At 71.7% G+C, this 20,524-nt stretch carries 23 protein-coding genes and 1 pseudogene; 17 read left to right on the forward strand and 7 right to left on the reverse strand.

Annotation, left to right across the window (positions count from 1 at the left end; genetic code table 11):
- Positions 1 to 13 precede the first annotated feature (13 nt).
- Positions 14 to 1,456: a nuclease/transposase family protein gene (locus ACZ4S3_RS28355; protein WP_467938970.1), complete on the reverse strand. Its 1,443-nt coding sequence runs from the start codon at positions 1,454 to 1,456 to the stop codon at positions 14 to 16.
- 364 nt (positions 1,457 to 1,820) lie between these two features.
- Between ACZ4S3_RS28355 and ACZ4S3_RS28360 the strand changes: the two genes are divergently transcribed.
- Genes ACZ4S3_RS28360 through ygfZ form a run of 3 tightly spaced genes read left to right on the forward strand, consistent with a single transcriptional unit; the run spans position 1,821 to position 4,336 of the window.
- The gene (locus ACZ4S3_RS28360) at positions 1,821 to 2,891 is read left to right on the forward strand and encodes an ABC transporter substrate-binding protein (protein ID WP_467938972.1); all 1,071 of its coding nucleotides are present in this window, start codon (positions 1,821 to 1,823) and stop codon (positions 2,889 to 2,891) included.
- Positions 2,892 to 2,912: 21 nt separating this feature from the next.
- Positions 2,913 to 3,350 carry a Fur family transcriptional regulator gene (locus tag ACZ4S3_RS28365; protein ID WP_467938974.1) on the forward strand — a complete coding sequence of 146 codons (438 nt, stop codon included), beginning with the start codon at positions 2,913 to 2,915 and terminating at the stop codon, positions 3,348 to 3,350.
- 20 nt (positions 3,351 to 3,370) lie between these two features.
- Positions 3,371 to 4,336, forward strand: a complete 966-nt coding sequence (gene ygfZ, locus ACZ4S3_RS28370; protein WP_467938976.1) for a CAF17-like 4Fe-4S cluster assembly/insertion protein YgfZ — start codon at positions 3,371 to 3,373, stop codon at positions 4,334 to 4,336.
- 33 nt (positions 4,337 to 4,369) lie between these two features.
- Here ygfZ and dtd read toward each other — a convergent pair whose 3' ends face one another.
- On the reverse strand, positions 4,370 to 4,795 hold the full coding sequence (gene dtd, locus ACZ4S3_RS28375; RefSeq protein WP_046926656.1) for a D-aminoacyl-tRNA deacylase: 426 nt from the start codon (positions 4,793 to 4,795) through the stop codon (positions 4,370 to 4,372).
- 175 nt (positions 4,796 to 4,970) lie between these two features.
- Here dtd and ACZ4S3_RS28380 point away from each other — a divergent pair, with 175 nt between their 5' ends.
- The 4 genes from ACZ4S3_RS28380 to ACZ4S3_RS28395 all read left to right on the forward strand — a co-directional run bounded on the left by ACZ4S3_RS28380 (position 4,971) and on the right by ACZ4S3_RS28395 (position 8,312).
- Positions 4,971 to 5,708 carry an RsiG family protein gene (locus tag ACZ4S3_RS28380; RefSeq protein WP_467938979.1) on the forward strand — a complete coding sequence of 246 codons (738 nt, stop codon included), beginning with the start codon at positions 4,971 to 4,973 and terminating at the stop codon, positions 5,706 to 5,708.
- Positions 5,709 to 5,759: 51 nt separating this feature from the next.
- Complete coding sequence (locus tag ACZ4S3_RS28385) at positions 5,760 to 6,743, forward strand: asparaginase (protein WP_467938981.1); 984 nt, start codon at positions 5,760 to 5,762, stop codon at positions 6,741 to 6,743.
- Between the two features lie 459 nt (positions 6,744 to 7,202).
- On the forward strand, positions 7,203 to 7,634 hold the full coding sequence (locus ACZ4S3_RS28390) for an ankyrin repeat domain-containing protein (RefSeq protein ID WP_467938983.1): 432 nt from the start codon (positions 7,203 to 7,205) through the stop codon (positions 7,632 to 7,634).
- Between the two features lie 111 nt (positions 7,635 to 7,745).
- A complete protein-coding gene (locus ACZ4S3_RS28395) occupies positions 7,746 to 8,312 on the forward strand; it encodes an NADPH-dependent FMN reductase (RefSeq protein ID WP_467938985.1) in 567 nt (188 codons plus the stop codon).
- 5 nt (positions 8,313 to 8,317) lie between these two features.
- Here ACZ4S3_RS28395 and ACZ4S3_RS28400 read toward each other — a convergent pair whose 3' ends face one another.
- Positions 8,318 to 8,899, reverse strand: a complete 582-nt coding sequence (locus ACZ4S3_RS28400) for a TetR/AcrR family transcriptional regulator (protein ID WP_467938987.1) — start codon at positions 8,897 to 8,899, stop codon at positions 8,318 to 8,320.
- A 251-nt stretch (positions 8,900 to 9,150) separates the two neighbouring features.
- Between ACZ4S3_RS28400 and ACZ4S3_RS28405 the strand changes: the two genes are divergently transcribed.
- From ACZ4S3_RS28405 to ACZ4S3_RS28415, 3 genes are all read left to right on the forward strand, one after another.
- Complete coding sequence (locus tag ACZ4S3_RS28405) at positions 9,151 to 9,336, forward strand: VOC family protein (protein WP_467938989.1); 186 nt, start codon at positions 9,151 to 9,153, stop codon at positions 9,334 to 9,336.
- A gap of 92 nt (positions 9,337 to 9,428) precedes the next feature.
- A complete protein-coding gene (locus ACZ4S3_RS28410) occupies positions 9,429 to 9,788 on the forward strand; it encodes a winged helix-turn-helix transcriptional regulator (protein WP_467938991.1) in 360 nt (119 codons plus the stop codon).
- Positions 9,789 to 10,134: 346 nt separating this feature from the next.
- A complete protein-coding gene (locus tag ACZ4S3_RS28415; RefSeq protein ID WP_467938993.1) occupies positions 10,135 to 11,130 on the forward strand; it encodes an alpha/beta hydrolase family protein in 996 nt (331 codons plus the stop codon).
- A 67-nt stretch (positions 11,131 to 11,197) separates the two neighbouring features.
- On the opposite strand, the gene ACZ4S3_RS28420 is transcribed toward ACZ4S3_RS28415, so the two are convergent.
- A complete protein-coding gene (locus tag ACZ4S3_RS28420) occupies positions 11,198 to 11,641 on the reverse strand; it encodes a VOC family protein (protein ID WP_467939048.1) in 444 nt (147 codons plus the stop codon).
- A gap of 284 nt (positions 11,642 to 11,925) precedes the next feature.
- Between ACZ4S3_RS28420 and ACZ4S3_RS28425 the strand changes: the two genes are divergently transcribed.
- Both ACZ4S3_RS28425 and ACZ4S3_RS28430 read left to right on the forward strand, forming a co-directional pair.
- Entirely contained in the window at positions 11,926 to 12,549 is a 624-nt protein-coding gene (locus ACZ4S3_RS28425) for a TetR/AcrR family transcriptional regulator (protein ID WP_467938995.1), read from the forward strand.
- A complete protein-coding gene (locus tag ACZ4S3_RS28430; protein ID WP_467938997.1) occupies positions 12,546 to 12,956 on the forward strand; it encodes a VOC family protein in 411 nt (136 codons plus the stop codon). Before ACZ4S3_RS28425 ends, ACZ4S3_RS28430 begins: the two co-directional genes overlap by 4 nt.
- A gap of 31 nt (positions 12,957 to 12,987) precedes the next feature.
- On the opposite strand, the gene ACZ4S3_RS28435 is transcribed toward ACZ4S3_RS28430, so the two are convergent.
- On the reverse strand, positions 12,988 to 13,974 hold the full coding sequence (locus ACZ4S3_RS28435) for an aldo/keto reductase (RefSeq protein WP_467938999.1): 987 nt from the start codon (positions 13,972 to 13,974) through the stop codon (positions 12,988 to 12,990).
- A gap of 418 nt (positions 13,975 to 14,392) precedes the next feature.
- Here ACZ4S3_RS28435 and ACZ4S3_RS28440 point away from each other — a divergent pair, with 418 nt between their 5' ends.
- Both ACZ4S3_RS28440 and ACZ4S3_RS28445 read left to right on the forward strand, forming a co-directional pair.
- Positions 14,393 to 15,325 (forward strand): putative protein N(5)-glutamine methyltransferase, encoded by a 933-nt coding sequence (locus ACZ4S3_RS28440; RefSeq protein WP_467939001.1) that lies wholly within the window; start codon positions 14,393 to 14,395, stop codon positions 15,323 to 15,325.
- Between the two features lie 40 nt (positions 15,326 to 15,365).
- Positions 15,366 to 16,175 (forward strand): maleylpyruvate isomerase family mycothiol-dependent enzyme, encoded by an 810-nt coding sequence (locus ACZ4S3_RS28445; protein ID WP_467939003.1) that lies wholly within the window; start codon positions 15,366 to 15,368, stop codon positions 16,173 to 16,175.
- A gap of 111 nt (positions 16,176 to 16,286) precedes the next feature.
- On the opposite strand, the gene ACZ4S3_RS28450 is transcribed toward ACZ4S3_RS28445, so the two are convergent.
- Complete coding sequence (locus ACZ4S3_RS28450; protein ID WP_467939005.1) at positions 16,287 to 16,838, reverse strand: DoxX family protein; 552 nt, start codon at positions 16,836 to 16,838, stop codon at positions 16,287 to 16,289.
- A 355-nt stretch (positions 16,839 to 17,193) separates the two neighbouring features.
- Between ACZ4S3_RS28450 and ACZ4S3_RS28455 the strand changes: the two genes are divergently transcribed.
- Positions 17,194 to 17,832 (forward strand): TetR/AcrR family transcriptional regulator, encoded by a 639-nt coding sequence (locus tag ACZ4S3_RS28455; protein ID WP_467939007.1) that lies wholly within the window; start codon positions 17,194 to 17,196, stop codon positions 17,830 to 17,832.
- Positions 17,829 to 19,313: an MFS transporter gene (locus tag ACZ4S3_RS28460; protein WP_467939009.1), complete on the forward strand. Its 1,485-nt coding sequence runs from the start codon at positions 17,829 to 17,831 to the stop codon at positions 19,311 to 19,313. Before ACZ4S3_RS28455 ends, ACZ4S3_RS28460 begins: the two co-directional genes overlap by 4 nt.
- 105 nt (positions 19,314 to 19,418) lie before the next feature.
- On the opposite strand, the gene ACZ4S3_RS28465 is transcribed toward ACZ4S3_RS28460, so the two are convergent.
- Positions 19,419 to 20,135, reverse strand: coding sequence for a GbsR/MarR family transcriptional regulator (locus tag ACZ4S3_RS28465; RefSeq protein WP_467939011.1), 717 nt, complete (start codon positions 20,133 to 20,135; stop codon positions 19,419 to 19,421).
- A gap of 231 nt (positions 20,136 to 20,366) precedes the next feature.
- Between ACZ4S3_RS28465 and ACZ4S3_RS28470 the strand changes: the two are divergent.
- Positions 20,367 to 20,524 (forward strand): annotated as a pseudogene (locus ACZ4S3_RS28470) (DUF4097 family beta strand repeat-containing protein); the annotation flags it as partial.

Below are 20,524 nucleotides of genomic sequence, written 5' to 3' on the forward strand. Positions count from 1 at the left end.
GCGCTGACTGTTCCTATACGAGTTGGCCGGTGTTGGCCGAACTATCGTGAACCGGACTGGGTCCGGTTGCGCCCCGAACGGTCTTGGGCGCGGGGAACAGCGCGAGCTGGTCGCTTCGGCTCCGGCAGGTCTTGGCGCCTTGGTGTGGCGTGCCTGTGGTCCTGGGCGGGCTCGCGGTCCCGCGCGCCCTGGGGCGGGGTACGGTCTGGCCGGTAGCTCTCCGCGCCGCCATCCTCTGGTGGTGGGCGGTCACACCTGGCCGACGCCGTAGCCCGTGTCCCAGGGCGCGTCTTCCGATGGCCACCGACGCGGCATGATGCCTGGTGGCGCTGGTCTTCGATTGCTGCTGGAGCGGTGTGTGCCAGTGCTGGCCGCCCCAGCGGGAGGTATAGGCCGGATCCACGGCGACCACGAGCAGGCCCCGGTGGTAGGCCATGCCGCGCAGGCGCTCGCGGAAGCGAGCGGTGGGAATTGCCGCTACCGTGCGGCGGAACCGCTTGCCTCGCTTGCCGCGCCCCATGGTCTCCCGCCCTGCGGCGCGAGCATCGGCGAAGCCGAGGTTCTCGATCGCGATACCGGCACAGCCGTGCCGCTCGGCCAGGCGCAGGAGTTCACTGATCGCGGCCCGTAGGCGCCCGTCGCGCTGGGAGGCCGGGCCGGTCAGGTCGGTGGTGACGGTGAACGGCTGACCGATGGGGTTGCCGTGGCGGTCGATGACGCAGGCGGCGAGGTGGTCGGCGTTGAGGTCCACCCTCAGCAGCCGCCCCCCTCTCGCGGCGAGCTCATCTGGGGTGGGCGGCACAGAAGCCGGGGTGGACCAGGACGCGTCCAGGTACCAGCGGTCGCGAACCGGGTCGTGCGCGATGTCGTAACGCACCGCACGGTGGGAGATTACGCGGTCCAGCCACTCATCCCGCCTGTGGTGGAAGCCGGCCGTGCAGGTCAGCCGATAGCGGCCCCGCGGGGCGTTGGCCAGGTGCCGCAGTGGTTCGGGCAGCACGAGCGCCACACTGCCGTCGGCCGGGTCCACGGTGATCGTGTAATTGCCATGCGGGGCACCGGACTCCCCGTCGGCGGTGAGGAACATGCGGGCCGCATCCCACCTGCGGCGCCACTGCTCCTTGGTGAGGCCCGCCTCGTCGAGACGATGCCGCACCTTCGCCAGCCGCCGGCCGCCCACCACGACCACCGCATGGCCGGCCTCGATACGCCGCTCCACGCCAGCCAGACGCCCGGTCAGCACGCTCAAGCGGCGTTGCTTCTCGAAGCGTTCGGCCTGGTCGGCGTAGCCGCGTACACCGTGCTCGCGGCCCCCGCACCCCGCCTTTAGACGGGCCGACAGCTTGCCCACCGCGCGACGCAGTCCAGCCCGCTCGTCGTACAGGCAACGCTTCGACAGCTGGTACTGGTCCTCGCTGACGCGCGTGATCGCTCCCGCCCAGCGCGAGGACGACACCGCCGTCAGCCCCCTCTTCCGCCCCGCCCGCCGAGTCTCCTTCGCTGGGACATCTCCGATACGGACCCGCTTGGCCAGATCAGCCCGCGCCAGACGGCCAAGGTGCTCCCCGACTTGTCGCAGCACGTCCACATCGCCAGCGGACACGCGCAACCGGTCCCGGATCCGAGCACCACACGGCGCAGCCACCGTGAACGGAGCGGCCAGCGTCCGCAACTCCCGCTTCCCCCGCGCCACGCCCCTCCCCTCCCATCGACACCCGCGAACACGAACATTCGCACTGCGAACAACAATCCACTCTTCCGTCGGCACCTGCTAGCAAACAACACCAGAGCCACCCATACGGGTGATCAGACGACCAAGCATGACCAACAGCCATGACAACAGTTGCCAACACATAGGCCGGGCAACCGGCCGGCGTATCCGCCGTCCCGCCGCCCTGCTCACCGCCCTCGCGCTGGCCGCCCTCACCGGCTGCGGCGCCCGGGTCTCCGCCGGGGACGAGGACGCCGCCGCGCCCTCCGGCCACTACCCGGTCACCATCGACAACTGCGGCGTCCGGACGACGTACGCCAAGGCGCCCCGGCGCGTGGTCACCAACGACGTGGGCATCGCCGACCTCATGTTCGCGCTCGGTCTGGAGGACCACATGGCGGGGTACGTCATGCCCGCCTGCCGGGGCGATGTGGACGCCGTCCCGTGGCGGGCCGCCTACGACAAGGTGCCCTGGCTGTCCAAGAAGGCCATCACCAAGGAGATCGCCCTGGACGCCAGGGCCGATTTGGTCTTCGCGGGCTGGAACTACGGCTTCGGCGAGGAGAGCGGTGTCACCCCCGCCTCCCTGAAGAAGCTCGGCATCGGCAGCTACGTCCTGACCGAGTCGTGCCGCAACGGCACCTCGGGCAGCTCGCGCGGGGTGATGCCGCCGCTGGAGGCCCTCTACACCAACCTGGAGACGCTGGGGAAGATCTTCGACGTTCGGGACCGGGCCGCCGCCTTGATCAAGACGTACCGGAAACAGATTGCCGAGGCGCAGGCCAAGGCCCCGAAGAAGGGCGAGCGGCCCTCGGTCTTCCTCTACGACGGCGGCGAGGACAAGCCGCTGACGTCGGGCGCATACGCCGGCCCGCACGACATCATCACCAAGGCGGGCGGCAACCACGTCATGAAGGACCTCAAGGACTCCTGGACGACGGTCGGCTGGGAGACCGTCGTGGAGCGCAACCCCGACGTCATCGTGATCAACGATTACGGCACCCCCAGCGCCGAACGGAAGAAGTCATTCCTTCAGTCCTACGCGCCCCTCGCGCAGGTCTCGGCGATCAAGCACAACCGCATTTACGTCATGGATTACGCCGATCTGGTCGAGAGCCCGCGCAATCCCGCCGCCGTCACGGCGCTGGCCGGCTATCTGCGGAACGTACGAAGAGGCTGACCGCCCTCCTACACTGGGGGCGTGGTAACCACCGACTGGCAGAGCGACCTCCGCAGGCGCGGGTACCGCCTGACCCCACAGCGCCAGCTCGTCCTGGAGGCCGTGGACAGGCTGGAGCACGCCACCCCCGACGACATCCTCACCGAGGTACGCAAGACGGCGGGCAGCGTGAACATCTCCACGGTCTACCGGACCCTGGAGCTGCTGGAGGAGCTCGGCCTGGTCAGCCATGCGCACCTCGGGCACGGCTCGCCGACGTACCACCTGGCCGACCGCCATCACCACATCCATCTGGTCTGCCGGGACTGCACGGAGGTCATCGAGGCGGACCTTTCGGTGGCCGAGCCCTTCACCGCCCAACTGCGCGAGCAATTCGGCTTCGAGACCGATATGAAGCACTTCGCGATCTTCGGGCGGTGTGCGGCGTGCACGGAGAAGGCCACTCGGAAGCAGCCCTAGGCGCGCCGTAGGCTGGCTCCATGAAGAGCCCTCTGCTGTCGCTGCCCGGTGCCGTCCCCGCCGAGGCCCCCGACGAAGGCGTCGCCGCGCATTACGGCGATCTCTTCCGGGAGCAACGCGCCCTCGCCGACGGCTCCGGCTTCGTGGATCTCTCACACCGCGGCGTGGTCACCGTCACCGGCCCCGAGCGGCTGAGCTGGCTGCATCTGCTGCTCACCCAGCACGTCAGCGAGCTGCCGCCCGGCCACTCCACCGAAGCGCTGATCCTCTCCGCGCACGGCCACATCGAGCACGCGCTCTATCTCGTCGACGACGGCGAGACGACGTGGCTGCACACCGAGCCCGGCAACCAGGAGGCGCTGATCGCCTACCTGGAAAGCATGAAGTTCTTCTACCGCGTCGAGGTCGCCGACCGCACCGACGAGATCGCCGTCGTGCATCTGCCGGCCGGCTCCATCGCCGAGGTGCCCGAGAACGCCGTCGCACGCGAGACCCCGCACGGCCGCGACCTCTTCCTGCCCCGCGCCGAGCTGGAGGCCTTCGCCGCCGCGCACGGTCCCGCGATCGGCATCCTGGCCCTCGAAGCCCTGCGCGTCGAGGCGCACCGCCCCCGCCTGGGCCTGGAGACCGACCACCGCACCATCCCGCACGAGCTGGGCTGGATCGGCACCGCCGTGCACCTGCAGAAGGGCTGCTACCGCGGCCAGGAGACCGTCGCCCGCGTCCACAACCTGGGCAAGCCACCGCGCCGCCTGGTCTTCCTCCACCTGGACGGCAGCGAGGTCCATCTCCCGCCGCACGGCACCCCCGTACGCCTGGCCTCAGAAGGCGAGGAAGGCCGCCAGCTCGGCTTCATCACCACCTCCGCCCGCCACCACGAACTCGGGCCGATCGCGCTGGCCCTGGTCAAGCGGAACGTCCCGGTGGACGCGGGGCTGATGGCCGGGGGGACGGCGGCGGCGCAGGAGGTCGTGGTCGAGCCGTAGCGGCGTGCGGCCCATCGGGGCGCGAGGAGGGCGCTAGACCTCCACCAGGACCGTGAACGGCCCGTCATTCGTCAGCGAGACCTTCATGTCGGCGCCGAAGCGGCCGGTTTCCACCCGGGCGCCCAGGGCGCGGAGTTGGGCGACGACCTCGTCGACGAGGGGTTCGGCGACCGGGCCGGGGGCGGCGGCGTTCCAGGTGGGGCGGCGGCCCTTGCGGGCGTCACCGTAGAGAGTGAACTGGCTGATCACCAGGAGCGGCGCCCCGTTGTCCGAACAGGACTTCTCGCCCTGCAGGATCCGGACCGACCACAGCTTGCGGGCGAGCTGTGCCGCCTTCTCGCGGGTGTCCTCGTGGGTGACCCCCACCAGCACACACAGCCCTTCACCGACGATCTCCCCGACCGTCTCGCCCGCCACCTCGACGCGTGCGCCGTCCACTCTCTGCACCACAGCTCGCATACGCGCCATCATGCCCCGAGGCGATCGGCGTTCGGACGGCCGTGCCCCTACAGGGGCCGTTCGGGTGCCCTCTCCCTGCACACGGACCGCCCAGAGTGGCACGATGCGTGCACGTGGTGCGTTTCATGGACAACATGCCCTGGATGCCGCACCGGACGAGGGGACGGAACGACTCATGAGCACTGCCGGATCCGGGCAGACACCCGGTCCCGTACCAACCGCCCGTACGACCCCGACCGCACCGCCGGCCGCCCGTACGAGACCGACCGCCCCGGAGACGCCCACCCCACTGACGCCCCCCACCGCCCTGACGACCACGACCACGGCAACGGCTCGTGTCGAGCCCGCCCGCACCGAGGATGGCCCCATGCCCCAGGCAGGCCAGGCACCGCACCCCCGCCCACCGCAGCAGCGCGACCGCTTCCGCCCCGTCACCCCGCCCGATCTGTCCGGTCTGGGGCTGCCGGAGCTGAGGGTGGTGCGGCGCGACTCGCAGCAGGAGGAGGCCGATCTGAGCTATCTGCGGCGGCTGCTGCAGGGCCGGATCGACATCCTGCGGGCCGAGATCGCCCATCGGACCGTGCCGCACCTGCCGCTGCTGGACCGCCTGCCGGAGATCCTGGCGGACGTCCCGTCGCGGCATCGCTCCTCGGCCCGGCATGTGACGCTGGGCACGCCGCACAGCGAGGAGTACCGGCAGCTGGCCGAGGAGATGCTCGGTGAGGTGGAGCTGTCCGACCTGAGCGCGCGGACGGACGAGGAGCTGCATGCGGCGATGGCCCGGCTGGTCCGCTACGAGCACCAGATCTCGCGGCGCCGCCAGTCCCTGCAGCGGACGGCCGACGATTGCAGTGCGGAGATTGCCCGCAGGTACCGTGAAGGCGAAGCACAAGTCGACGACCTGCTGTCCTGACCGGGCCACAAGCTCCCGGGGCGCGGGTCCACCTCCTGCGGAAGGCCGCCGATGCCCTCGCCCACCCCGATAGCCGGGCAGTCCCCGGAATCCTCTGTCTCCCCCGTCCTCGCCGAGGTCGTCCGTTCCGGCTTCGTCGAGGGCCGCCACCGCGGCTCCCTGGTGGTTTTGGCGGCCGATGGCAGTGTGGAGTGGGCACTCGGCGACATCGCCGCCCCGGTCTTCCCCCGCTCGACGAACAAGCCCATGCAGGCCGCGGCCGTGCTGCGGGCGGGCCTGGACCTGACGGAGGAGCGGCTGGCGCTGACCGCCGCGAGCCACTCCGGCGAGCCCTTCCACCTCGAGCTCGTCCGCACCATGCTCACCGAGCACGGCCTGAGCGCCGGGCAGCTGCAGACGCCGCCCGACCTGCCGCTGGACCCGGCGGAGGCGGAGGCCTACCTGGCCGCGGGCAACGTCCGCGACCCGCTCGCCATGAACTGCTCCGGCAAGCACACCGCGATGCTGGCCGCCAGCGCCCTCAACGGCTGGCCGCTCGACTCCTACCTGGACCAGGACCACCCGCTCCAGCAGCTGGTCCTGGAAGGCGTGCGCGCGGCGAGCGGCGAGGACGTCGCGCACATCGGCACGGACGGCTGCGGCGCGCCCCTGATGTCCTTGTCGCTGACCGGCCTGGCCCGCGCCTTCCGGCACTTCGTGCTGGCCGCTCCCGGCACTCCGGAGCGCCGGGTCGCGGACGCGATGCGCGCCCACCCCCAGTACGTCGCCGGCACCCGCCGCCCCGACACCTGGCTGATGCAGGCCCTGCCCGGCACCCTGTCCAAGATGGGCGCCGAGGCCGTCCAGGCGCTGGCTCTGCCCGACGGCCGGGCGCTGGCCTTCAAGATCGACGACGGTGCGACCCGCACCCTTGGCCCGGTGCTGGCACGCGTCCTGCGCCAGATGGGCATCGAGGACCCGGTCCTCGACCGCATCGCGGACGCTCCGCTGCTGGGCGGCGCCGCGCGGGTGGGGGAGATACGCGCGGCGTTCTGACGACGGGGCCCGTGCCGCGCGGGCGGCGTCGGGCACCCTGGCTCCGCCGGCCGGCGCGGGCTCGCGCGGCTCGCGCCGAACTGCCCACCCGGTCGGCCGAACTCACCCTGGATGTCGGCGAGTTGGGTGTGCTCTACCTGGGCGACACGTCCGCCACCCGGCCGGCGGCGCCGGGCCGGACCGGCGAGGAGCGGCCGGGCGCGCTCGGCACCGTCGACACGCCGCTGCACACGGCCCGGCGTCCGTGGCGCCCCGACATGTTCCGAGCGGGCGCGGTGGCGGCGGCCGGACGGCGGCCCACCGGGCGGGCGGGGCGGGATCGCCACCGAAACCGCGGCCAGGACCGCTGCCCCGTACCCCCTGGCCTGCATAAGGTGGCGAGGACAGACCACAGTGCACACGTGTCCCGGTGCACCCCGCGCACCGGGACACCACCACCACAGCAGGAGGCCGGCGACCATGAGCGACGCGAATTCCGAGCCGCAGGGGCCCGAGGCGATCGAGCACGCGCACGACCCCGAGGTGCTGCAGCTCGCGGCCAAGGTGTTCGACCTGGCACGGCACGGTGACACGGACACCGTTGCCGCATACGTGGACGCGGGCGTGCCCGCCAACCTGACGAACGACAAGGGCGACTCGCTGCTGATGCTCGCCGCCTACCACGGCCACGCGGACACCGTGGAGGTCCTGCTGCAGCGCGGCGGCGACGCCAACCGCGCCAACGACCGGGGCCAGACGCCGCTCGCCGGTGCGGTCTTCAAGGGCGAGGACGAGGTCATCAAGGTCCTGGTCGCGCACGGCGCGGATCCGGCGGCGGGCACGCCCTCAGCCATCGACACCGCGCGGATGTTCGAGAAGACGGAACTGCTGAAGCTGTTCGGCGAGCAGTGATCCGGTGACGCGGCTTGACCTCAAGATTGCTTGAGGTCCTAGCGTCGGGGCCTGACGGCAACACCGCCGCGCGCGCACTCACCGGCGCGCTCCCGCCACGAAGGGCCCCACATGTCCGAGCAGCGCCACACCCTCGCCGTGATCGTCGGCAGCACCCGGGAGGGCCGGTTCGCGCCCGTCATCGCGAACTGGTTCACCCGGCAGGCCGAGACCCACCCCCACATCGACGTCGACGTCATCGACCTGGACGCCATCCGCCCGTACGAGCTGCGCGGCGGCACCGAGGCGTACGAGTCCTTCGCCAAGCGCGTCGACCAGGCGGACGCGTTCGTCGTGATCACCCCGGAGTACAACCACTCCTTCCCTGCCCCGCTCAAGCACGCCGTCGACCTGCTGCGCGCCCAGTGGCAGGCCAAGCCGGTGGGCTTCGTCTCGTACGGCGGGATCTCGGGAGGCCTGCGCGCCGTCGAGCAACTCCGGCTGGTGTTCGCCGAGTTGCACGCCACCACGGTGCGCGAGACGGTCAGCTTCCCGCTCGCCGGCAACCTCTTCGACGACCAGGGCCGGCTGCACGACCCCGCACCGGCGGCGCGGGCCGCCGACGCCCTGCTGAAGCAGCTGACCTGGTGGGCGGTGGCGCTCCGGGAGGCCCGGCTGGCGCGGCCGTACGGGGTGTAGCCCGGCTACTCCCCCGCCGGGCCGATCGTCCGGTCGACAAGCGCCGAGATCAGCCCGTCCGTCTCCTCGGCCGGCACCACACCCGGCAGCGTGAGCTGTTCCAGCATCAGCCCGGTCATCGCGAGATAGATGAGCACCACGGCCGTACGGTCACCCGGCAGCTCGCCCTCCAGGTGGAAGCGGATGTCCTCGTCGAGCGTCTCGCGAATGACGCGGGCCAGCTCCGCCCGCAGCTCGGGCCGCCGGGTCGCCTCCAGGCGCAGCTCCAGCATCGCCAGATAGCCCGTCCGGTTCTCCGTCACCCGGCGGTTGATCCAGTGCATCAGCTCGGCCACCAGCGCCCGGCTCGGCGGTGCCGCCATCGCCGCGGTGACCTCGTCCGGGTCGGGGGCGATGCGCTGATGAATCTGCCCGGTGACCTGGGCGAGCAGGTCGTCCCGGCTGGAGAAGTAGTTGGACGCCGTGCCGCTCGGCACCGCCGCGGCCGCATCAACGGCCCGGAAGGTCAGCCCCCGCGCGCCCTCCCGCGCCAGGACCTCGATCGCCGCGTCCACCAGGGCCGTACGCCGCTCAGGATTGCGCACCATCTGCAACGCCTCCTCGCCTTCCCGATTCCCGGAAACCGCTTGCAACCACTACAGCAAGAGTACTACAAATGAAGCACTACAGCCGAAGTGGTTAATCGGTTGCGGCCTCGGCCTGCGCTGCGCGACCACACGGCACCGCATTCACCCCCGCACCCGCCCCGAGGAGACCTCCATGCGATTCACCAAGCTCGGCACCGCCCTGCTCACCGACGACGTCACCGTCAGCACGCGCTTCTACGCCGCCCACTTCGATGGTGGACGACGCCGCGGCCGAGGAAGCCGCCCTGCGCGCCAAGGGCGTCCCGATAGCCGAACCGCTGCGCGACGAGCCCTGGGGGCAGCGCCGCTTCAACGTCTGGGGCCCCGAGGGCACGCTGATCGAGGTGCTGCAGAACATCGACCCCGACCCGGAATGGCCGGCAGCACAAGGCCTGTGACGCCCTGTCCCTGTCGCTGTCCCTGTCCCTGACCCTGACCTTTCCCGCGGATAATGACCCTTCGGTCAGGGCGACTTCAGGGGCCACGGGGCATGAGCGCACGCAAGGGTCCGTACGAATGCGGTCTGGACGCCGCCGTGGACGTGATCGGCGGGAAGTGGAAGGTGCTGCTGCTGTGGGCGCTGGCGGAGAGCCCGCGGCGGTTCGGCGAACTGCGCCGGGAGCTGCCGAAGATCAGCGAAAAGGTGCTGGCCCAGCAGCTGCGCGAGATGGAGGCCGACGCCATCGTCCACCGCACGGTCTACGACCAGGTCCCGCCCAAGGTCGAGTACTCCCTCACCGACCTCGGCGCCTCCCTCAATGAGGCGCTGGCTCCCCTCGGCGCCTGGGGCCGCACCCACCTGTCCCACCTGGAAGCCACCTACCCGCAGCGCCATCCGGCCGGGGACTGAGCGCCCTCGCGGCGTACCGCTCCCGCGCGGCGCTCGCCGGCTCGGGGCGGGACCGCGCCGTGCCGCTCGATGCCGTCTGCCCCGGTGCTGAGGGTGGTTCATGGGCGGTTCTCCCACCATTGGTGACAACCGGAAGTTGTCGGTTGTGCTGGTTCGTTGTTGGATCGCGGGGTGGGCGCGGGGGTTGCATCGCGCTCATGCAAAGACTGATTCCCACGAGGGAAGCGGCGCGCACGGTCGCCTGCGCCGAGGCCCCCCAGCCCGTGCCGGAGCCCGGCGAAGCCTTGGTCGACCTGTGCGAGCGCCGGATACGCGGCAAGGCTGTCCTGGTGACAGGAGGAGCACGATGAGCGCCACCGAGTTCGCCGCCGCCCAGTGGACACGCGCCACCGGCGCGGGCGTCGACCCCCACGAGTACCGCCGCGTCACCGATGGCCTCACCTCCGTCGCCGACTGGGGACCGTCCTTCCTGCGCACCGGACTCGCCTACCTCCAGCGCGCGGAGGGCGCGGGATCGTCCGCCGTCTCGGCGGGTGAGCACCTGCTGATGGCGGCCCGGTGGTTCCACCTCGCCACGCTGGCGCCGTATGCGCAGGCCAGTCGTGCCGCCGTCGAAGCGGACCACGCCTTGAGCAGGGCGCTCAAGGTTCTGGAGCCCGGTGCGCGGCGCGTGAGCGGCGAGGGATTCACGGGCTGGCTGCGCGGTCCCTCCGACGCGCCCGGCACCGTGGTCGTCGTCCCCGGCCTGGACTCGGCCAAGGAAGAGTTTCTCGATCTGGTGTCCGCGCTGCTGGCCAGAGGGCTGGCCGTGTTCGCGATGGACGGCCCAGGGCAGGGCGTGCGCGCGGCCACGACGGCTCTTGTGCCGGACTACGAACAGGTCGTGGGCCGGGTCATCGACGCCCTCGGCGTCGCACGCATCGGACTCGTCGGCATGAGTCTGGGCGGCTACTTCGCGGCCCGGACCGCGGCGCTGGAGCCGCGCGTGGCGGCGGCCGCGACCGTCAGTGGTCCCTTCCGCCTCGACTGGGAGGAACTGCCCCCGCCCGTACGGGACATCATGGCCCGACGCACCGGCGGACCCGACGCGGCCCGCGCGTTCGCCCGCCACGTGGACCTCGCCGCCCTGGCACCCCGCATCGCGGCCCCGCTGCTGGTCGTGGACGGAGACCGGGACGTCATCCCCGGCGTGACGAACGGCGAGCCCCTGGCCCGTCTGGCACCGCACGGCACCTACCTGTCCGTCCCGCACGGCGACCACCTCCTCGGCAACGCGCGGCCCGACTGGCTGCCCTCCCTCAGCGACCACATCAGTCACGCACTGACGGGAGCACGGGCCTGAACCGCTTCTCTGACCGGCGGCGGCCAGGGCTTTCGGCGGCCCGGCCGGCGGGGCACGAACGACCAGGTCAGCGCCGCGCCTGCGCCCCCTGGCCGGACGTTCCGGCGGCGGCCGGCCGTTCCTGCAGCGCCCAGCCGTTCCCGTCCGGATCGCTGAAGTAGACGAACGAGTTCCACGGCTCGCCGGGCCCGTCCGCCATCGCCCCGTTCTCCACGTGCTGCACGGGGCCGGCCGGCACGCCCCGCTCCACCAACTGGGCGCGGGCCGCCGCGATATCGGGGACGACCAGCTGCAGCCCCTGCACCGACCCCGGCTCGGGCTCCGCGATGCCCGCACCCGCGGCGATGACGATGGAACAGCCCGACCCGGGCGGCGTCAGCTGCACGATGCGCACGTCCGTGCCGACGCGGGTGTCGTGATCGACGACGAATCCCATCTGCTCGCTGTAGAAGCGCTTGGCCCGGTCGATGTCGGACACCGGAACCGGCACCAGTTCGAGCTTCCAGTCCATGCCCATGGCGCGTCGTCCTTCCGTCGCGGCGACGCACAAAAGTCTAGGCAGCGGGCGGCGGATGCGCTTGTCCTCGCGCCTGCGCCCCCATCCGCGCCCCGTCTGCCCCGTCTGCACCCGCATCCGCACTCGCCTCCGTGCGCATGAACCCTTGACGGAGTGAGTACTCACTCCGTACCGTGAATGTCATGACGCCACGGAATCCAGGAACGCCGCAAGCCGCCGAGAAGCCGCACACGCCAGAGACCGCCCCCGCCGCCACCCCCCGTCGCCGCGCTCCCGGCATGAGCATCGACCAGCGCCGCATCATGATCGTGACGGCCGCGCTGCCGCTCGTCGCGGAGTACGGCGGGGCCGTCACCACCAGCCAGATCGCCCGCGCCGCCGGAATCGGGGAGGCCACGATTTTCCGGGCGTTCAAGGACAAGGACGAGGTGCTGGACGCCTGTGTCGCGGAGGCGGTCGGCACGGACCATGTGCTGCGCGAGCTCGCCTCCATCGACCTGGCCGAGCCCCTCGAGATACGGCTGACGGAGGCGGCCGAGGCGCTGCATGCCCATCTGGCGCGGGTGGGCGCCGTCGTCGGCTCGCTGCACGCCTCCGGGCACCGCCGCGGCCGCGAACCCGGCGGCTCCGCCCATCCGGCCGACCGCCCGCCGCCGGAAGGGCCGGCGCCGGACAGGCGGGCGCAGTCCGTCACCGCGCTGCGCAACGGCGTCATCGAGCTGATCGAGCCCGACCAGGACGCCCTGCGCCTGCCGCCGGCGAAGGTCGCCTCCGCCTTCCTCGGCCTGCTCTTCACCCGGATGCAGACCCCGGTCGCCGAGGAAGACGCCCCGCTGTCGCCCGAAGAGCTCATCGCCGTACTGCTGCACGGCACTCTCCACCAGCCCGGGAGCGCCCGATGACCATCAGCCTCAACCACACCATCGTCCCGGCCGTCGACCACCGCGCGGCCGCCCGGCACTTCGCGACGGTCATGGGGCTCGAGGAGCTCCCGCCGGCCGGGCGTGGGGGTACCTCCCGTTCGAGCGAAGCCGAGAACGGGGGAGGGCACTTCGCCCCGGTCCGCGTGAACGACACGCTCACCCTCGACTTCATGACCGTGCCGGACCCCGAAGGCCATCATCTGGCCTTCGACGTCGACCCCGAGACCTTCGACGGGATCCTCGCCCGTATCCAGGCGGCGGGCATGGCGTACGGCAGCCACCCCACCGAGCCGGACAACGGCCGGACCGACCATCCGCTGTGCGCCCGCGGTCTGTTCTTCACCGATGAATCCCGCAACCTCTACGAGATAATGTCCCCGGCGTGACCGGGCCCGGCGGGGCGTCGACGTCCCGGGCTCAGCGGCCCACGAACGTCAAGCTCGCCTCGTCGTACCGCGTGCCGGCGACCTGACCGGCCGGGGCGGCCGCGTCGATGGCGGCGAGTTCCTCGGTGGACAGCTCCACGGCCAGCGCGCCGAGGTTCTCCTCCAGGTACTTCTGCCGGCGGGTGCCCGGGATCGGCACCACGTCGTTCCCGCGATGCTGCACCCAGGCCAGCGCCAGCTGCCCGGCGGTGACGCCCTTCGCCGCGGCCAGTTCGTTCAGCTTGTCGACGATGGCCAGATTCTGCTCCAGGTTGCCGTCGGCGAAGCGCGGCTGGGTCCGGCGTACGTCAGACTCCGGCAGGCCCTGCACCGAGGTGTAACGCCCGGTCAGGAAGCCGCGGCCGAGCGGCGAGAACGGCACCAGCCCGATGCCGAGCTCCCGGCACACCGGTGCGATCTCGTGCTCCAGATCGCGGGTCCACAGCGACCACTCGCTCTGCAGCGCGGCGATCGGATGCACCGCATGCGCCCGCCGGATGGTCGCGGCACCCGCCTCGGACAGCCCGAGGTGACGGACCTTGCCGGCCGCGACGAGCTCGGCCATCGCGCCGACGGTCTCCTCGATCGGCACCTCGGGGTCGACCCGGTGCTGGTAGTAGAGGTCGATGTGGTCGACGCCGAGCCGGCGCAGCGAGGCGTCACAGGCCTGCCGTACGTACGCGGCGTCGCCCCGGATGGCGGTCGGCTCGCCGAGGCGGTTGGCGAAGCCGAACTTCGTCGCCAGCACCGCCTCGTCCCGCCGCCCGGCGACGGCCCGCCCGATCAGTTCCTCGTTGTGCCCCGCGCCATAGAAATCGGAGGTGTCCAGCAGACTGACGCCGAGGTCGAGTGCCCTGTTGATGGTGGCGACCGACTGCGCGTCGTCCGAGTCCCCGTAGCCGTGACTCATCCCCATGCACCCGAGCCCCTGCGCAGAAACCGCCAGCTCGCCGAGGTGCCGCGTGAGATTGTCCGTCATGCTGTTGCCTCCCGGCGCCGTTCCGCGAAGAGATCCGGGCCATCCCCGTGATCCCGTTCCAGACGGTAGGAGTTGGAGTGCTCTCCAAGTCAAGAAGCCATCGGGGGGCCGCCGTCGGGTGACGCGGCCGGAAGCGTTCCCGGGCGACCCGCAGATGCCTCCGGTCCCATCGCAGCGGTCGGCGTCGGCGCCATCGGGGTGGGCGACGGACGTACGACACGGATGGGGCGGCCACCTTGCCCCGCCTCGGGTAACCTTGCCGTCTCCAGCAGTGGACCGACCGAGGAGGTGAGACCGATTCCCCGCCAGATCAGGCAGGTGCTCCCGTCTCACGTCGTACGGTCCGCCGGACTGAGGTGACCGTCCGACACACGTGACCCGGAGCGCCCATCGGCGTCCCGAAAGGCTCACCACTCGTATGTCGACACACCGCACGTCCCCCGGCTCGTCCCCCCTCCCGCTCACCGCGGCGGCGGCCTCACCGGATCTCTCCCGTCCCGGCGTCATAGCCACGCTCCGCGCCGCCGGCTGTGTCTTCGCCGAAGACGAGACCGAGTTGCTCCTCTCCGCGGCGCGCACACCCGCCGAACTCGCCGCCATGGTGGAACGGCGAGCCGGCGGCCTCCCCCTGGAACACGTCCTGGGATGGGCGGAGTTCTCCGGTCTGCGGGTGGCCGTGGACCCCGGCGTCTTCGTGCCCCGCCGCCGCACCGAATTCCTCGTCGGCCAGGCCGTCGCACTGGGCCGCCGGCCCGGCGCCCCCGCCCCGGGCCCCGACCCGGAGTCCGACCCGGCCCCGGCCCCTGCGGTCGTCGTCGACCTGTGCTGCGGCTCCGGCGCGGTGGGCGCCGCACTGGGCACGGCCCTGGGCCGGGTCGAGCTGTACGCGGCCGACATCGAGCCCGCGGCGGTGCGCTGCGCCCGCCGCAATGTCGCCGCCTTCGGTGGCGAGGTGTACGAGGGCGACCTCTTCGCGCCGCTGCCGGCCGGGCTCCGCGGCCGGATCGACATCCTGGTCGCCAACGTCCCCTACGTACCGACCGAGGAGGTCGGCCTGCTCCCCGCCGAGGCCCGCGTGCACGAACCGCTGGTGGCACTCGACGGCGGCGCGGACGGGCTGGACGTACTGCGCCGGGTGACGGCCGCGGCGCCACAATGGCTGGCACCCGGCGGCCATCTGCTCGTCGAGACCAGCGAACGCCAGGCCGAGCAGGCCGTCGCGGCATTCGCCCGCGGCGGTCTGCTCCCCCGGGTGGCCGTCTCCGACGAGCTGTACGCGACGGTGATCATCGGGACGAGACCCCCGGCACCGACGAGCGCCCACGGCGCCAACGAGGCCCTGCGGCGATAAAGACCCAGCCCCCTTCGACGGCCAGGACTACCGTGGCGCCATGCCTTCGATGAGCATGAGCTACGAACGACACTGCGCCGAAATCGTCGCGCAGACCGGCCTGTTGAGGGCCCGTATCGAGAACGCGGACCTGACGGCGCCGGTGTCCGGCTGCCCCGGCTGGACCCTGGGGCAGCTGCTGCGGCACCTCGGCGCCGCGCACCGCTGGGCCGAGACGATCGTGCGGACCCGGGCCACGCAGCCGGTCTCCGACGAACAGATCAATGACGTCGCGGGCTTCCACGACACGGATCCGGCCGTCCTGGGCGCCTGGCTCGCCGAGGGCGCCGGACAGCTGGCGGACGCCCTGCGCGCCGCCGGGCCCGACGCCGAGGTGTGGACCGTGGCGCCCGGCGGCACCCCGGCGTTCTGGGCACGCCGGATGACGCATGAGACGGTCGTCCACCGCGCCGATGCGACCTACGCGGTCGGCGGGGAGTTCCGCGTCGACGAGGCGGTCGCCATCGATGCCCTCGACGAGTGGATGGGCTTCGCCTCGCTCCCCCAGGCCCTGGAGTCCGGCCCCGGACTCCGCGAGCTGCTCGGCCGCCCCACCAGCAGCCTGCACTTTCACGCGACCGACACCGCACCCCAGGCCGCGGCCGAGTGGGCGATCGACCTCACCGGCGACACCCCCGCCTGGCGCCGCGCCCACGAAAAGGCCGCTGTCGCGGTGCGCGCCCCGCTCACCGATCTGCTCCTCCTCATCTACGGCCGGCGCCGCCCGCACGACGACGGCATCGAGGTTCTCGGCGATGCACGGCTGCTGGACGTCTGGCTGGACGGCGTGAGCTTCTGGCTCAAGGAGTAAGACCCGGCCATCCCGGCCATCCGGTCACATCTGAACACCACCTCCGAGCGGTACGCGAGGGGGCCGGGTACCCCTGGAACCTCTCGCCACCCGGGACGACGGCGGCAGGCCCTAGAGGGCCAGCGCGATGGCGGCGCCGATGCCGCCGAGCCCCAGGGCGACGGCGGCCTCACCCCAGCCTCCCCTCCCCCAGCGGAAGGGACGGTCCAGGGCCAGCCGGCCGGGGCCGATGGCGGCGATGCCGAGGGCGACGATCGCGATGGAGACGTTGTATTCCACGCCGCCACTGGTCCCCCACAGGCCGTGTGCCGCGGTGACGGTCACCATGGCGTTGATCATCACGCCGATCAGCGCGGCGGCCGCCAGCGGGGTGAGCAGTCCTACGGCCAGGCCGAGGCCGCCGAGCAGCTCGGAAGCACCGCAGATCGCGGCGTAGACCCTTCCAGGGTGGTAGCCCAGCGCGGCAAATCCCCTGCCGGTGTCGGCCAGGCCGCCGCCACCGAACATCCCGAAAAGTTTCTGGGATCCGTGCCCGGCCATCAGCAGGCCGAAGGTGAGTCTGATGAGGAGCAGACCGCAGTCACCGGCGGACGCCACCGACTGCGCCGAGGCGCCGTTCGGGGACGGGGGAGAGGCGCGCAGTCGCTCAGCGAGGGGTCTCATCGGGAGCTCTCTTCTGCGCCGAGGTCCCCGGGCGGAGCCGACCGGCCGCTCAAGGAACCGGCGGATCGGGTTGTACAGTCACGCAGCGTTCACCCTCGCATGCGATGCGCAGGTGGCCACAACACTGCCGGACGTCAGCCAGGACGCGGCCGGGCAGGAATTCGGCCGGGGGATCGCCGCCATTTTCGCGTCGGGCCGGGCGCGCACGCCGGGCCGCCGACCGGGCCGCCGGTCATCCTCGCTGAGACAAACATCGGCTTAGGGTGCCAAATCGCCATTCCTTCCCTTCAGCCTCTCACGCCGCCCTGCACGCGAAGCAGTAGACACTGTCTACGTCCCCTGATAGACAGTGTCTATGCCCTCTCTGCCCACACCGTCCACGCCGTCCACACCGGCGCCCACTGACGACGATCACGACGCGGGGCTGCGCACCCGCCTGGTGGATGTCGGCGTCGACCTCGTCAACCGAGAGGGAATCCAGGCGCTGTCCCTACGCCGGATCGCCCGCCAGGCCGGGGTCTCGCACGGGGCGCCGCGGCGCTACTTCCCGACCCACCTGTCCCTGCTGTCCGCCATCGCGCGCCGCGGCTTCGCCGACCTGGGCGCCAAGGCCGCCGAGGCGCTCGGCGGCGAGGCAGGCCAGGAGTCCCCGCGCACCCAACTCTTCACGCTGGGCGGCGTATACCTCGACTTCGCCCTCACTCACCGCGGCATGTACGAGCTGATGTTCCGTCACGACCTGCTGGAGAGCAACCAGCTCGGCCTGCGGGAGACGAGCCTGCCGCTCTTCGACGTACTCGTCGGGCTCGTCACCCGGGCCCGGCCACAGTCGCAGGTGCCGCCGGCGGTCGTCGCGGGCGCGCTGTGGGCGAACCTGCACGGCATCGCCCAACTGTGGGGCTGGGGCAGCCTCCCCCTCGCCACCGGAGCCGACCACGTCGAACCGCTGCTGCGCGCCGCGCTCGACGCGCACCTCGGGCCGGCGGACCGGTGACCGCGACAGCGCACCCCGAGCGCCACCACCGGCCCACCCGTCATCGACGTCTCGTCCTCACCGGCAGCATCACCGGAGCCGCCATCGTCGCCCTCGACGGCACCGTGTTGACCGTCGCCCAGCCCACCCTGCAACGCGACCTGCACGCCTCCTTCATCCAGGTGCAGTGGACCAGCACCGGCTACCTCATCGCCGTGGCCAGCCTGCTCGTCTTCGCGGGCCGGCTCGGAGACCGGTACGGGCACCAAAAGATCTTCGCCGTCGGGATTGCGGGCTTCGGGGCCGCCTCGGCGGGGATCGGCCTGGCGCCGGACATCGGCTGGGTGATCGGCCTGCGGATCGTCCAGGGAATCTTCGGCGCGCTGCTGCAGCCGGCCACCCTGGGGATGCTGCGCGCCGCGTACCCGCCTGACAAGCTCGGCATGCCCCTTGCCCTGCGGACGAGCGCCATCGGACTGTGCGCCGCCGCCGGCCCGCTCATCGGCGGGGCCCTCACCGCCCATCTGGGCTGGCGGTCCGTCTTCTTCCTCAATGTCGTACCCGCGCTGGTCATCGGCGTCCTGGCCCTGCTCGTACGGATGCCGGCACCGCGCGGGGCCACCGCCGCCACCCGGCTCGACCTGCCCGGCGCCTGCCTGCTCGCGACGGCTCTGGTGTGCCTGGTGCACACCCTCGTGGGCATACCGGAATCCGGCTGGACGGCGACGACCGCCCTGGGACTTGTCGCGTTCACGGCCGCCGGCATCGCCTTCGTACGGCATGAACGGCGCACGAAGAGCCCGCTGGTGCCGCCGGACGTGCTCGGCTCCGCAACGGTCGGCTCGGCCCTGGCCATCCTCCTCGCCGCATCGGCATCGCTGTTCGGCGCGCTGTTCGTCGGCACCTACTTTCTGCAGGACGTTCTCGCGCTGGACCCGTTCGAAAGCGGTCTGCGCGTACTGCCCCTGGCCGCGATGATGGTGCTGAGCGCGCCCGCCTCGGCCGTACTCCAACGCCGGCACGGCCCCCGCCGGACGACCGCGGCGGCGATGACGCTCCTCGCCCTCGGCATCCTTCTCCTCTCCCGCCTCGACCCGTCCTCGACGACGCCGGAGATCAGCGGCGGCTTCCTCCTCCTGGGCGCCGGATTCGGCACGGTGATGGTCACCGCCACGGCCGTCATCGTGCGCCACGCCTCCGTGGCCGACGCCGGGGTGGCCGGCGGCCTCCAGCAGACCGCGATGAACGTCGGCCCGACACTGGGCGTCGCCATGGCGACCATGCTGGTGACCCTCACCGCACCGGCCGCCGCGGGCGCCCACCCCTCCCACGGCACCGGCCCTCACTGGACCGGCCAGACCTTCCTCCCCGCGATGGGCACCACACTCACCGCCCTCGCGGTCGTCGCCGCCATCGGTGCGCTGATCGCCGTCAAGCTGCCCGGCCGCAGCACCCGCCGACGCGATGCGCAACTCCCCGCCGTGCACGATGCCGCACCGTGAACCGCCCCCGCGGCCTGCCGCCGCATGCGCCGCAGAGCTTGTGCGCCCATGTGTCCGTTCCCGGAAGTGCGGAGTCTCGGGGATCCCGCGCAGAGGTGGTGTTGTTCACCTGGGCGGTTTCGTGTGGAGGATCTCGCGGGCCTGGTCCGCGGCGCGGGTGATGCTCTCGGAGACGAAGGCGACGAAGCGGGCGATGTTCTCCAGGCGGGCGGCGGCCGGGGTGTCGGGGCCGAGGATGCCGACGCCCTGCCGTGCGGTCTCGGCGAGCTGGGCGGTGCCGCGGGCGCTGGCGATCATGGACTGGTACCAGACGTCGTCGTCGACGACGTAGCGCTCGCGGCGGCGTTCGTCGCGTTCCCGGCGGATGAGGCCCTGGCTGTCGAGGAACGCGATCGCTTTGGAGATGGACGCCGGGCTGACCTGCAGGCGCTGGACGAGTTCGGACGCGGTGAGGCTGCCCGCGTCGCTGATGCACAGGCAGGCCAGCACCCGGGCCATCATCTTGGGCGTGCCCGACTGCATGAGGACGGTGGTGAACGTCTCCTCGTACTCGCGCACCGCCTCGGCGTCGCGTCCGTCGGCCTGCGGGGGCACCTGCGGCCCTCGGGGCGCGGCCTGCCGGCGCCGATGGGCGCGGTGTTCGGTGGCGCGGTGGGCGAGGTCGGCGCGGTAGGCGGTGGGGCCGCCGTTGCGCATCACCTCGCGCGTGATCGTCGAGGTCGGGCGGTCCAGGCGCCTGGCGATCTCCGCGTAGGCGAGGCCGTCGGCCAGTCCCAGCGCGATCTGCTGGCGTTCCTGCTGGGTGAGTCTGCCTCCCGGCATCGCGGTCTCCTTCGCGGTCTTTCGTGGCCCCTGATGTCTCCAGCATAGCGTTCACCTCCAATTCATTGCAACGAACGGGTGGAGGTTGTTGCATTAAGCTCAAGACCATTGCAATGAATTCACGGCTCTCACCTGCATTAATGATGATTACGCGCAACGGCTACGTTGCCGAATCAATGAATGCAACGTAGCGTTTCCATCATCAGAAACAGCGCACCGAAGGAGAGCACGATGCAGAAGTTCCCCACCCCCACCCCGATCTCGGCTGTCCTCGACATCCCCGCGGGACACATTCGGTTCATCGCCGCCGACCGGGCCGACACCACGGTCGAGGTCCTGCCCGCCGACGCCTCCAAGAGCCGCGACGTCAAGACGGCGGAGCAGACCGA

This window comes from Streptomyces sp. NPDC028368, assembly GCF_055565615.1.

What these genes read in the sequence shown, in the direction of transcription:
- ACZ4S3_RS28360 (WP_467938972.1), top strand. Translation starts at nt 1,821, where the DNA reads ATGACCAACAGCCATGACAACAGTTGCCAACACATAGGCCGGGCAACC.
- ygfZ (WP_467938976.1), top strand. Translation starts at nt 3,371, where the DNA reads ATGAAGAGCCCTCTGCTGTCGCTGCCCGGTGCCGTCCCCGCCGAGGCC.
- dtd (WP_046926656.1), bottom strand. Translation starts at nt 4,795, where the DNA reads ATGCGAGCTGTGGTGCAGAGAGTGGACGGCGCACGCGTCGAGGTGGCG.
- ACZ4S3_RS28380 (WP_467938979.1), top strand. Translation starts at nt 4,971, where the DNA reads ATGAGCACTGCCGGATCCGGGCAGACACCCGGTCCCGTACCAACCGCC.
- ACZ4S3_RS28385 (WP_467938981.1), top strand. Translation starts at nt 5,760, where the DNA reads ATGCCCTCGCCCACCCCGATAGCCGGGCAGTCCCCGGAATCCTCTGTC.
- ACZ4S3_RS28390 (WP_467938983.1), top strand. Translation starts at nt 7,203, where the DNA reads ATGAGCGACGCGAATTCCGAGCCGCAGGGGCCCGAGGCGATCGAGCAC.
- ACZ4S3_RS28395 (WP_467938985.1), top strand. Translation starts at nt 7,746, where the DNA reads ATGTCCGAGCAGCGCCACACCCTCGCCGTGATCGTCGGCAGCACCCGG.
- ACZ4S3_RS28400 (WP_467938987.1), bottom strand. Translation starts at nt 8,899, where the DNA reads ATGGTGCGCAATCCTGAGCGGCGTACGGCCCTGGTGGACGCGGCGATC.
- ACZ4S3_RS28405 (WP_467938989.1), top strand. Translation starts at nt 9,151, where the DNA reads ATGGTGGACGACGCCGCGGCCGAGGAAGCCGCCCTGCGCGCCAAGGGC.
- ACZ4S3_RS28410 (WP_467938991.1), top strand. Translation starts at nt 9,429, where the DNA reads ATGAGCGCACGCAAGGGTCCGTACGAATGCGGTCTGGACGCCGCCGTG.
- ACZ4S3_RS28415 (WP_467938993.1), top strand. Translation starts at nt 10,135, where the DNA reads ATGAGCGCCACCGAGTTCGCCGCCGCCCAGTGGACACGCGCCACCGGC.
- ACZ4S3_RS28420 (WP_467939048.1), bottom strand. Translation starts at nt 11,641, where the DNA reads ATGGACTGGAAGCTCGAACTGGTGCCGGTTCCGGTGTCCGACATCGAC.
- ACZ4S3_RS28425 (WP_467938995.1), top strand. Translation starts at nt 11,926, where the DNA reads ATGAGCATCGACCAGCGCCGCATCATGATCGTGACGGCCGCGCTGCCG.
- ACZ4S3_RS28430 (WP_467938997.1), top strand. Translation starts at nt 12,546, where the DNA reads ATGACCATCAGCCTCAACCACACCATCGTCCCGGCCGTCGACCACCGC.
- ACZ4S3_RS28435 (WP_467938999.1), bottom strand. Translation starts at nt 13,974, where the DNA reads ATGACGGACAATCTCACGCGGCACCTCGGCGAGCTGGCGGTTTCTGCG.
- ACZ4S3_RS28440 (WP_467939001.1), top strand. Translation starts at nt 14,393, where the DNA reads ATGTCGACACACCGCACGTCCCCCGGCTCGTCCCCCCTCCCGCTCACC.
- ACZ4S3_RS28445 (WP_467939003.1), top strand. Translation starts at nt 15,366, where the DNA reads ATGCCTTCGATGAGCATGAGCTACGAACGACACTGCGCCGAAATCGTC.
- ACZ4S3_RS28450 (WP_467939005.1), bottom strand. Translation starts at nt 16,838, where the DNA reads ATGAGACCCCTCGCTGAGCGACTGCGCGCCTCTCCCCCGTCCCCGAAC.
- ACZ4S3_RS28455 (WP_467939007.1), top strand. Translation starts at nt 17,194, where the DNA reads ATGCCCTCTCTGCCCACACCGTCCACGCCGTCCACACCGGCGCCCACT.
- ACZ4S3_RS28465 (WP_467939011.1), bottom strand. Translation starts at nt 20,135, where the DNA reads ATGCCGGGAGGCAGACTCACCCAGCAGGAACGCCAGCAGATCGCGCTG.